The sequence below is a fragment of the Mycobacterium sp. E2497 genome, assembly GCF_001668695.1.
Classification (GTDB): domain Bacteria; phylum Actinomycetota; class Actinomycetes; order Mycobacteriales; family Mycobacteriaceae; genus Mycobacterium.
The window spans coordinates 23,853-34,230 of sequence record NZ_LZKD01000201.1 but is presented as its reverse complement, the minus strand read 5'-3'; the positions used below and the strand labels follow the sequence as shown (position 1 = coordinate 34,230).

The following is a 10,378-nucleotide window of genomic DNA, read 5'->3' as shown; positions in this document are numbered from 1 at the left end:
CGGCGCTGGGCGCCCTCCACGGCGTGACCGAGGTGCACGATCTGCATGTCTGGACGCTGTCGCCCGGCAAGGACATGTGCACCGCGCACCTGCGGAGCGACGGCGACTCCGCGCGGGTGCTGCAGGACGCCCGGGCGGTGCTGTCGGCCCGCGGGCTGCAGCACGCCACCGTCCAGATCGACGCCCCGGACGACGCGGGGTGTTCGGAGACTTTCTAGAGGCCCAGCGCCGAGCGCAGCTCCTCGACGTCGATGTGGGTCGGTGACGATTCGGAGAGGATGCGCAACGCGTCGCGGGCCAGCGAGATCGCCCGCGGCAGCACCCACAGCGCGACCAGCACGGCGACCACCACGTCGGCGTAGGGCCAGCGCGTCGTCACGGTGACCACACCGGCGATCAGCACGCCCAGGCTGCCGACGCTGTCGGCCACCACCTCCATGTAGGCGCCCTTGACCGCCAGGCTCTGCCCCGAGTGGGACCGCAGGAGCAACGCGACCACAAGGTTGGCCAGCAGCCCGGCCAGCGCGACCACGATCATCGGCACGCCGGGGATCGACGGGGTCTCCCTGAGCCGCTGGATCGCCTCCCAAAGGATGAACAGGGCCACCCCCATCAGCAGCCCGGCGTTGGCGACCGCGGTGAACACCTCGGCCCGGTGCCAGCCGTAGGTCCGCGACGGCGACGAGCTGCCGCGGCGGGCCAGGGTCACGGCGGCCAGGCCCATGAAGACGGCGACGACGTCGGTCAGCATGTGGCCGGCGTCGGCCAGCAGTGCGATGGAGTTGATCAGCAACGAGGTGGTCAGCTCCACCACGAAAAACGCCGCCAGTATCGCGGCGGCGATGATCATGCGGGGAATGAGCCGGGACCCGTCGGTCTCGGCGGGACTGTGATTGTGACCGGCGCCCATGCCGTGCAATATATGCGGACTCACGCATATATGGCAAGAGTCAGATCCAGCGGCTCCAGAAGCGGGTCAGCAGGTTGCCGGCGGACACCAGCCAGGGCTGCACGCCGGAGAATTCGAAGAGCCAGAGCACCAGCTGGAAGAACCAGTGGCTGGCCGGCAAGAGCAGGAACAGCACGATGACAAAGCCCCACTGTTTGGCCGGCGCCACCGCGCGCTGCGTCTGGGGGCTCAGGTGCGGCTCCAGGGCGTCGTACCCGTCCAGGCCCGGGATGGGCAGCAGGTTCAGCACCAGCGCCGTCAGCTGCAGGAACCCCAGGAACGCCACCCCGGCCCACAGCACCTGGTGGAACGGGTCGTAGAACAGCCGCGTCAGCGCCAGCAGCAGCACCGCCAGCACCAGGTTGGCCGCCGGGCCCGCCAGGCTGACCATGGTGCGGCGGTTCGGCGTCATGAACCAGGTCCGCACGTACACCGCGGCGCCGGGCAGGCCGATCCCGCCCAGCGCGATGACCACCATCGGCAGCAGGAGCGACAGCGCGGGATGGCTGTAGCGGCGCGGATCCAGCGTCAGGTACCCGCGCACCGCGGCGTCATGGTCGCCGAATCGCCAGGCGGTCACGGCGTGGCCGAATTCGTGCAGGCACAGCGACACCAGCCAGCCGGCGATGACGAACGTGAACACCCCGAAGTACGCCAGGGGCCGCACGGTGCTGCCGGCCAGCCACGCCAGCGCGCCGCCGGCCGCCGTCAAGGCCAGCAGGGCCAGGAAGATGGGGCTGGGGCGCACCGATTCGCGCCGGGCGGGCTGGTTCACCGGTCGAAACTATCGGACCGCCAGCCAGCCTTCGACGTTGCGGTAGAACGTCGACCGGCGCGCCGCGCGCGGCGCGCGCACGCCGTCGCGCACCACGGTGGCCCCGGTGCTGCCCAGCTGGGCCGCGCGACCCGCGACCCAGCGCCGCCGGCCCGTCGCGACCCGGGCGCGCAGACCCGGCACCGCCAGCGTCGGCTCGATGTCGACGGCGCGGATGTCGCCGTCGAACAACACGGCGTCGTCGACGACCGCCTCGCCGTGGACGAACGGCTCGCCCTCCGGCGGCGCCCAGCCGGCCCGTCCGACGACCACCGACCCGGTTTCGTCGCGGAGCAGGGTCGCCCGCCGAGGGGCTCCTCGCCGGGCGCGACGCGCCGCGCGCCACCCGGCGGGCAGGCGGTAGACCCGGGTCGCGCGGGTGCGGCGCCGCGGCACGTAGGCCACCTCGACGTCGAGCCGGCCGGCGCGCAGCAGCCGGGTCAGCACGGTTGCCAGGTCGGCGTCGGCGCCGATCACCACCAGCCGTCGGTGCGGCCCGATCGCGTTGTCCACGTCGGCCGCACCGGCGACGCGGTGGACAGGTGAACCGGTCAACGAGCGGGGCGCGCGTCGATCACCGAACAGCAGCACCGCTACGGCGCGATCTTCCTGCTTCACCAGTCGATACCCTTGTCGTTCAAACCTTCTCGTTCGCTAGACGGCCAGACCATTTGGGCGCAGGAAGATCTCGTCATAACGACACAGTCACAACATCGTTTCGGACTGCGAAAGTTGTTGCGCCACCGCCTGGTAGCAACCGGATACTTTACTCCTGCCACGGGGTCAACGAATGGGTGGCCAAGAGAACGGAGTACTGCCATTCGCCGCCTCACCGCCCTCTTCTCAATCGCGCGAACCGCGCCGCCGCTGTCTGGTACCGGCCCGGCGCGCGTCCATTGCTGACGAAGCAACTCCGCCGTGCCGGCGCCCTGGCGCTTTCGGCCGTCCTGTTGTGCGTCGGGCCGGCGAAGGCCTCGGCCGACGAATCGATCGTGATCGACTTGGTGCGGCATGGCCAGTCGGAGGCCAATGCGGCGCGCGTGATCGACACGGCGGTGCCCGGAACGTTACTCACCGCACTCGGCCAGGAACAGGCGCAGAACGTCGGCAATGCGCTGGCCGCGCAGGGCCCGTTCGCCGGGATCTTCGCGTCACAGTTGATCAGGACGCAGCAGACGGCGGCGCCGTTGGCCGCCACGCTGGGGATGAATGTTCAGGCACTGCCCGGCCTCAACGAGATCGACGCCGGCATTTTCAATGGCCGACCGCAGTTCAGCTTGGCGGGGTTGGTCTACCTACTGGGTCCGGTGGCGTGGTTGCTGGGGCTGCGCATCGTGCCGATGCTGGCTCCCGGCTCCACCGACACCAACGGCTTCGAATTCCACAACCGGTTCAACGGCGCGCTGCAAACGATGTACGGCAACGCGGTCACCGACGCGAGCCGCTTCAACGACTCCCTGCAAACGATGTACGGCAACGCCATGGCCAACCCGGTCCGGACCGCGGGCGGCACTATCACCGAGGTGGCGTTCTCCAGCGAGTTCGCGATCGGCGTCGGGACCATGATGAGCGTCAAGAATCCCGACCCGCTGCTGCTGCTCTTCGACCCGCTGCCCAACGCCGGCATCGTCGTGATCCGGGGCAACCCGCACGATGGCTGGAGGCTGGTCAGTTGGAACGGGAAACCGGTGTGGCCGGGCTGGGCGGCCAAGAGGACCGGCCGTGACCCCAAGCAGCCCCTGTGCCTGATGTTGGACGAGCCGACCGCCGGCGGTGTATGCGCTGCTCAACCGTCCGTGACGCCGTGAGCCGGGGCTGTCGGGGACACGTGTGGCGATCAAACGGCCCTTGGCGCGGGTACGTCGCCACCCGACGTTTAGGATCGCCACGTGAGCGCGGCAAGCGAAGATGCCTCCAGCTACGCGCACGGTCCCGGAGTGGTCAACCGGGACGCTGGTGCGAGGCGGCGGCTCGAGCCACCGGGTGATGCCGCAAACCGTTGCAGCGCTGCAAGATACGGCGCGTTGCCAGTAGAACGACAGTAAGCAGGCGGGAGCAAGTCATGCCGGCAATCGTCCTCATCGGCGCCCAATGGGGCGACGAGGGCAAAGGTAAGGCGACCGACCTGCTCGGCGGTCGCGTGCAGTGGGTGGTGCGCTACCAGGGGGGCAACAACGCCGGTCACACCGTCGTCCTGCCCAACGGCGAGAACTTCGCCCTGCACCTGATCCCCTCCGGGGTGCTGACCCCCGGCGTCACCAACGTCATCGGGAACGGGGTGGTGGTCGACCCCGGGGTCCTGCTCGACGAGCTGAAGGGCCTCGAGGACCGCGGCGTGGACACCACCAAGCTGCTCATCTCCGCCGACGCCCATCTGCTGTTGCCCTACCACGTGGCCATCGACAAGGTCACCGAGCGCTACATGGGCAACAAGAAGATCGGCACCACCGGCCGCGGCATCGGGCCGTGCTACCAGGACAAGATCGCCCGCCAGGGCATCCGGGTCGCCGACGTGCTCGACCCCGAGCTGCTCACGCACAAGGTCGAGGGCGCGCTGGAGCTGAAGAACCAGATCCTGGTCAAGATCTACAACCGCAAGGCGCTGGACCCGCACCAGGTGGTCGAGGCCCTGCTGCAACAGGCCGAGGGCTTCCGCCACCGCATCCGCGACACCCGGCTGCTGCTCAACACCGCGCTGGAGGCCGGCGAGACCGTGCTGCTCGAGGGCTCGCAGGGCACGCTGCTCGACGTCGACCACGGCACGTATCCCTATGTGACGTCGTCGAATCCGACCGCGGGCGGCGCGGCCGTCGGGTCCGGCATCGGGCCGACCCGGATCACCACCGTGCTCGGGATCCTCAAGGCCTACACCACCCGGGTGGGCTCCGGGCCGTTCCCGACCGAACTGTTCGACGAGAACGGCGAATACCTGTCGAAGACCGGCGGCGAATTCGGCGTCACCACCGGCCGGCGCCGCCGCTGCGGCTGGTTCGACGCCGTCATCGCCCGCTATGCCACCCGGGTCAACGGCATCACCGACTTCTTCCTGACCAAGCTCGACGTGCTGTCCAGCCTGGAAACCGTGCCGGTCTGCGTCGGCTACCGGGTGGACGGCATGCGTATGGACGACATGCCGATGACCCAGAGTGAACTGGCGCGTGCCGAACCGATCTACGAGGAGCTGCCGGGCTGGTGGGAGGACATCTCGGCGGCGCGCGAATTCGACGACCTGCCCGCCAAGGCGCGCGACTACGTGCTGCGGCTGGAAGAGCTTGCGGGGGCGCATGTTTCGTGCATCGGCGTCGGCCCGGGCCGGGAACAGACGATCGTGCGCCGCGACGTCCTGGCGGCCCGCGCGTGACGGAGCCGGATCCCAAACAACTCGACCCCGAATACGAACACCACGGCGGCTTTCCCGAATACGGCCCGGCCAGCCCGGGCGCCGGGTTCGGCCGCTTCGTCGCCGCCATGCGCACGCTGCAGGACCTCGCCGTGTCCGCCGACCCCGGCGACGATGTGTGGGACGACGCGGCCGACCGCGCCGCCGCCCTGGTGCGGCTGCTCACGCCCTTCGAGGCCGACGAGGGCAAGGCGCCGGCCGGCCGGACGCCCGACCTGCCCGGCATGGGCAGCCTGCTGCTGCCGCCATGGACGCTGACGCGCTACGCGCCGGACGGGGTCGAGATGACCGGTTACTTCAGCCGGTTCCACGTCGGCGGAAACCACGCCGTGCACGGCGGCGTGCTGCCGCTGCTGTTCGACCACATGTTCGGGATGGTGTCGCACGCCGCGGGGCGGCCGATCAGCCGGACGGCCTTCCTGCACGTCGACTACCGCAAGGTCACCCCGATCGACGCGCCGCTGGTGGTGCGCGGCCGCGTCACGAGCACGGAGGGCCGCAAGGCGTTCGTGGGTGCCGAACTCCTCGACCGCGACGACACGGTGCTGGCCGAGGCCAACGGGCTGATGGTGCGGCTGCTGCCGGGTCAGCCCTAACGCGGCCAGGTCGGCCACCCGCGCGACCGACCTATCCTTGAGCGGTGACTGACGGCCCGACCGAAGGACAAGACGACAGGACGACGGTGCTCGCCGTGCCCCCGCAGCCACCTGCCGAGGGGGCCGGTGCCGGGCCGCGAGTGGTGTTGCTGGGTTCCGGGGAGCTCAGCCGCGAACTGGCGATCGCCCTGCGGCGCCTCGGCGCTCGGGTGATCGCCGTCGACGGGCACGCGGGCGCGCCCGCGCACGGGGTCGCCGATCAGTCGCTGGTCGTCCCGATGGCCGATGCCAACGAGCTGACCGCCGCGGTCCGGGGGCTGCGGCCCGACGTCGTCGTCACCGCGACCGACGCGGTCGCCGGCCAGGCGCTCGAGGCCCTCGAGGGTGCGCACACGCAGTTGGTGCCCGGCGCCCGCGCCGTGCGGCTCACCGGCGACCGGGAGGGCCTGCGCCGGCTGGCCGCCGACGAGTTGGGGCTGCCCACGGCGCCGTTCTGGTTCGTCGGCTCCGTCGCAGAACTCGAGGCGGTGGGCGCCCACGCCGGTTATCCGCTGCTGGTCAAGCCGGTGCACGCGGCCGCGGGCGGGGCGCCATCGGTGGCGTCGGGACCCGACGACATCGGGCCGGCCTGGCAGCGCGCGATCTCAGGCCCGGCGGACCAGCACCGGGTGCTGGCCGAAACCGTGGTGGAGGTCGAGTTCTACGTCACCCTGCTCGCGGTCCGCAGCGACGGGCCCCACGGGCCGGTGATCGAGTTCTGCTCGCCCATCGGCCATCGCGGCGGCCACGCCGACGCGCTGGAGTCGTGGCAACCGCAGAAGATGAGCGAGGCGGCGATGGATGCCGCCAGATCGGTCGCGGCGCGGATCGTCAAGGCGCTCGGCGGGCGCGGCGTGTTTGCCGTCGAGCTGATGATCAACGGCGACGAGGTCTACTTCGCCGACGTTGCGCCCGGCCCCGCCGACAGCGCCTGGGCGACGGTGCGCAGCCAGCGGCTGTCGGCGTTCGAGCTGCAGGCCCGCGCCATCCTGGGCCTGCCGGTGGACACCATGATGATCTCGCCGGGCGCGGCGCACCGGGTGCAGCGGGCAGACGCGTCGGCCCACGCGCTGGCGCGGGCGCTGAGCGTGCCCGAGAGCGACCTGCGCGTCGTCGGGCGGGGGTTCCAGGCGCTGGCGACGGCGCCGGAGGTGGCGGCGGCGCGCGACCGCGCCCGCGAGGTCGCCAGCCGGCTGGCCGCGCGCGACCCCGCGCACTGAGTTATCCCCCGCTGCGGTGACCTCGTTACGATTCGGGGTCATGAGCACAGAGCGCCCGGGTTCCTACGCCGGAGACATCACGCCCCAGCAGGCATGGCAGCTGCTCAACGACAATCCGGATGCGGTGCTGGTCGATGTGCGCACCGACGCCGAGTGGCGGTTCGTCGGCGTGCCAGACCTGTCCAGCCTGGGTCGCGAGGTGGTGTTCATCGAGTGGAACACCTCCGACGGCAGGCTCAACGCCAACTTCACCGACGAGCTGCGCGATCGCGTGCCTGACGCCGAGGCCGAGCGGCCGGTGGTCTTCCTGTGCCGCTCGGGCAACCGGTCGATCGGCGCGGCCGAGGCCGCTACCCGGGCCGGCATCACCCCGGCCTACAACGTGCTGGACGGGTTCGAAGGCCACGTCAACGCGGCGGGGCAGCGCGGGGAATCGGGCTGGCGCGCCATCGGATTGCCCTGGAAGCAGCTGTGAGCTCCCCGCCGGGGGACTCCGTCCGCACACCCAAGGCGCTGCCCGACGGCGTCAGCCCGGCCACCATCGGCGTGCGCGGCGGGCTGTTGCGCTCGGGGTTCGACGAGACCGCCGAGGCGATGTTCTTGACGTCCGGCTACGTCTATTCCTCGGCGGCCGTCGCGGAGCGCTCGTTCACGGGCGAGCTGGACCACTTCGTGTACTCGCGGTACGGGAATCCGACCGTGTCGATGTTCGAGGAGCGGTTGCGCCTCATCGAGGGCGCGCCCGCGGCGTTCGCCACCGCGAGCGGCATGGCGGCGGTGTTCACCTCGCTGGGCGCGCTGCTGGCGGCCGGGGACCGGTTGGTCGCCTCGCGCAGCCTGTTCGGGTCGTGCTTCGTGGTGTGCAACGAGATCCTGCCGCGCTGGGGTGTCGAAACAGTGTTCGTCGACGGCGACGACCTGGCGCAGTGGGAGGAGGCGCTGTCCGTCCCCACCCAGGCCGTGTTCTTCGAGACGCCGTCCAACCCGATGCAGTCGCTGGTGGACATCGCCGCGGTGGTCGAGCTCGCGCACGCCGCGGGGGCAAAGGTGGTGCTGGACAACGTCTTCGCCACGCCGCTGTTGCAGCAGGGCATTCCGCTCGGCGTCGACGTGGTGGTGTACTCGGGCACCAAGCACATCGACGGCCAAGGCCGGGTGCTCGGCGGCGCCATCCTCGGCGACAAGGAGTACATCGACGGCCCGGTGCAGAAGCTCATGCGGCACACCGGACCGGCGCTGAGCGCGTTCAACGCCTGGGTGTTGGTGAAAGGCCTTGAGACGCTGGCCATCCGGGTCCAGTACAGCAATTCCTCGGCGCACCGGATCGCGGAATTCCTGCAGACCCACCCGGCGGTGAGCTGGGTGCGCTACCCGTACCTGCCGTCGCACCCGCAATACGACCTGGCCAAGCGCCAGATGTCCGGCGGCGGGACGGTGATCACCTTCGCGCTCGACTGTCCCGAAAGCGCCGCCAAACAACGGGCCTTCGAGGTGCTGGACAAGCTGCGGCTGATCGACATCTCCAACAATCTGGGCGACGCCAAATCCCTTGTCACACATCCCGCCACCACCACCCACCGCGCGATGGGCCCGGAGGGCCGCGCCGCGATCGGCCTCGGGGACAACGTGGTCCGGATCTCCGTGGGGCTCGAGGGCACCGACGACCTGATCGCCGACATCGACCAGGCATTGACATAGTCCGGGAGCTAACCGGCCTGTTTCTCGGCCGCCTCGATGCGTTCGGCCGCCGCCAGCGTCCCCTCTTGTGCCTGTCGCTCCACCCAGTCCACCACCGGCCGGGCGTACATCATCTGGCTGGTGATCGCCATCTGGCCGCGGGTGCGCCCCAAAAAGGAGATGCCCCAGGAGAACATGGCGGCTAGGCGGTTGCGGAACCCGACCAGGTACAACAGGTGCAGCAGCAGCCACGCCAACCAGGCGATGAAGCCCCCGAACTCCAGCTTGCCGACCTTGGCGACGGCGCTGTACCGCGAGATGAGGGCCATGCTGCCCTTGTCGAAGTACTTGAACGGCTTGCGGTTGGCCGGATCGTCGGTGCCCTTCGCCGCCTGCTTGATCAGCGTGGTGACGTAGTGCGCCCCTTGGATCGCGCCCTGGGCCATCCCCGGGACGCCGGGCACGGACATCAGGTCGCCGACGACGAACACGTAGGGGTGGCCCTTGACGCTGAGGTCGGGCTCGACGATCACGCGTCCGGCCCGGTCGGTCTCGGTGCCGTCGGACTGCTCGGCGACCAACTTGCCCAGACCGCTGGCCTGCACGCCGGCCGCCCACACCTTGCACGCGCACTCGATGCGCCGCTCGGTGCCGTCCTTCTCCTTGACCGTGATGCCCATGTAGTCCACCGCGGTGACCATCGCGTTGAGCTGGATCTCGACACCCATCTTCTCCAGCCGGCGGTGCGCCTTGAGGCCCAGGTTCTCGCCCATCGGCGGCAAGACCGCCGGCGCCGCGTCGAGCAGAATGACCCGGCATTCGCTGGGCGTGATGGTCCGGAACGCCCCGGCCAGGGTGCGCTCGGCGAGCTGGACGATCTCGCCGGCCAGCTCCACACCCGTCGGCCCGGCGCCCACGACGACGAACGTCAGCCGGCGCCGCCGTTCCTCCGGGTCGGTGGCCACCTCGGCGGCCTCGAACGCACCGAGGATGCGGGCCCGCAGCTCGAGGGCGTCGTCGATGCTCTTCATGCCGGGCGCGAAGGCGGCGTACTCGTCGTTGCCGAAGTAGGACTGCTGGGCGCCGGCGGCCACGATCAGGCTGTCGAACGGCGTGACCGTCTGCATGCCCATCAGGTGCGACGTGACGGTCTTGGCGGTCAGGTCGATCCCGCTGACCTCGCCCCACAGCACCCGGACGTTCTTCTGCCGCCGCAGGATCAGGCGGGTGGTCGGGGCGATGTCGCCTTCGGACAGGATGCCGGTGGCGACCTGGTACAACAAGGGCTGGAAGAGGTGAGTCGTGGTCTTCGAGATCAGGGTGACGTCGACGTCGGCGCGTTTGAGCGCCTTCGCGGCGTTCAGGCCACCGAACCCGCTTCCGATGATGACGACGCGATGACGAGACATGCTCACCCCTTATTGGCCGTGTCGTTCTGGACGCTGAATGTACGTCCACCGTACGACTTCGACCGGGCGAATGACACGGCGCGGCCCGAACCGGCGAGAGAGCCCACAGAACCGGCTGTGCCACTGGACAATCCGGCACGAACTGTGGGCAAACGAATTGGGCCGCGCGAATGAAGCGCGACCCAATTCGTCACCTTGCCGCTATTGGCAGGTCAAGGACGGACCGCAATCAATCGTTATCGGCGTCGTACAACCCGAAGCCGCGCAGACGGTG

9 protein-coding genes and 2 pseudogenes are annotated in these 10,378 nt (G+C 70.0%); 7 read left to right on the top strand and 4 right to left on the bottom strand.

The genetic code is table 11. From position 1 onward, the window contains the following. Positions 1-218: pseudogene (locus A5713_RS18420) on the top strand (cation transporter); the annotation flags it as partial. A 2-nt stretch (positions 219-220) separates the two neighbouring features. Here A5713_RS18420 and A5713_RS18415 read toward each other — a convergent pair. The 3 genes and pseudogenes from A5713_RS18415 to A5713_RS18405 all read right to left on the bottom strand — a co-directional run. After that, positions 221-910 (bottom strand): annotated as a pseudogene (locus A5713_RS18415) (cation diffusion facilitator family transporter); the annotation flags it as partial. 40 nt (positions 911-950) lie between these two features. Then, entirely contained in the window at positions 951-1,724 is a 774-nt protein-coding gene (locus A5713_RS18410) for a site-2 protease family protein (RefSeq protein ID WP_067920614.1), read from the bottom strand. Between the two features lie 9 nt (positions 1,725-1,733). After that, on the bottom strand, positions 1,734-2,381 hold the full coding sequence (locus A5713_RS18405) for a peptidase M50 (RefSeq protein ID WP_068097876.1): 648 nt from the start codon (positions 2,379-2,381) through the stop codon (positions 1,734-1,736). 311 nt (positions 2,382-2,692) lie between these two features. Between A5713_RS18405 and A5713_RS18400 the strand changes: the two genes are divergently transcribed. The 6 genes from A5713_RS18400 (at position 2,693) to A5713_RS18375 (ending at position 8,716) form a co-directional block, all read left to right on the top strand. Continuing rightward, positions 2,693-3,571 (top strand): histidine phosphatase family protein, encoded by an 879-nt coding sequence (locus tag A5713_RS18400; RefSeq protein WP_067920621.1) that lies wholly within the window; start codon positions 2,693-2,695, stop codon positions 3,569-3,571. Between the two features lie 254 nt (positions 3,572-3,825). After that, positions 3,826-5,124, top strand: a complete 1,299-nt coding sequence (locus tag A5713_RS18395) for an adenylosuccinate synthase (RefSeq protein ID WP_067920610.1) — start codon at positions 3,826-3,828, stop codon at positions 5,122-5,124. Beyond that, on the top strand, positions 5,121-5,759 hold the full coding sequence (locus tag A5713_RS18390) for a PaaI family thioesterase (RefSeq protein ID WP_068097874.1): 639 nt from the start codon (positions 5,121-5,123) through the stop codon (positions 5,757-5,759). The genes A5713_RS18395 and A5713_RS18390 overlap by 4 nt, the downstream gene beginning before the upstream one ends. Before the next feature lie 44 nt (positions 5,760-5,803). Then, positions 5,804-7,018: a formate-dependent phosphoribosylglycinamide formyltransferase gene (purT, locus tag A5713_RS18385; RefSeq protein WP_068097871.1), complete on the top strand. Its 1,215-nt coding sequence runs from the start codon at positions 5,804-5,806 to the stop codon at positions 7,016-7,018. 40 nt (positions 7,019-7,058) lie between these two features. Further along, a complete protein-coding gene (locus tag A5713_RS18380; RefSeq protein ID WP_067920605.1) occupies positions 7,059-7,493 on the top strand; it encodes a rhodanese-like domain-containing protein in 435 nt (144 codons plus the stop codon). Continuing rightward, positions 7,490-8,716, top strand: coding sequence for an O-succinylhomoserine sulfhydrylase (locus A5713_RS18375; RefSeq protein WP_068097869.1), 1,227 nt, complete (start codon positions 7,490-7,492; stop codon positions 8,714-8,716). The genes A5713_RS18380 and A5713_RS18375 overlap by 4 nt, the downstream gene beginning before the upstream one ends. An 8-nt stretch (positions 8,717-8,724) precedes the next feature. Here A5713_RS18375 and A5713_RS18370 read toward each other — a convergent pair whose 3' ends face one another. Further along, a complete protein-coding gene (locus tag A5713_RS18370) occupies positions 8,725-10,104 on the bottom strand; it encodes an NAD(P)/FAD-dependent oxidoreductase (RefSeq protein WP_068097886.1) in 1,380 nt (459 codons plus the stop codon). Between the last annotated feature and the right edge of the window lie 274 nt (positions 10,105-10,378).

What these genes read in the sequence shown, in the direction of transcription:
- A5713_RS18395 (WP_067920610.1), top strand. Translation starts at nt 3,826, where the DNA reads ATGCCGGCAATCGTCCTCATCGGCGCCCAATGGGGCGACGAGGGCAAA.
- A5713_RS18370 (WP_068097886.1), bottom strand. Translation starts at nt 10,104, where the DNA reads ATGTCTCGTCATCGCGTCGTCATCATCGGAAGCGGGTTCGGTGGCCTG.
- A5713_RS18380 (WP_067920605.1), top strand. Translation starts at nt 7,059, where the DNA reads ATGAGCACAGAGCGCCCGGGTTCCTACGCCGGAGACATCACGCCCCAG.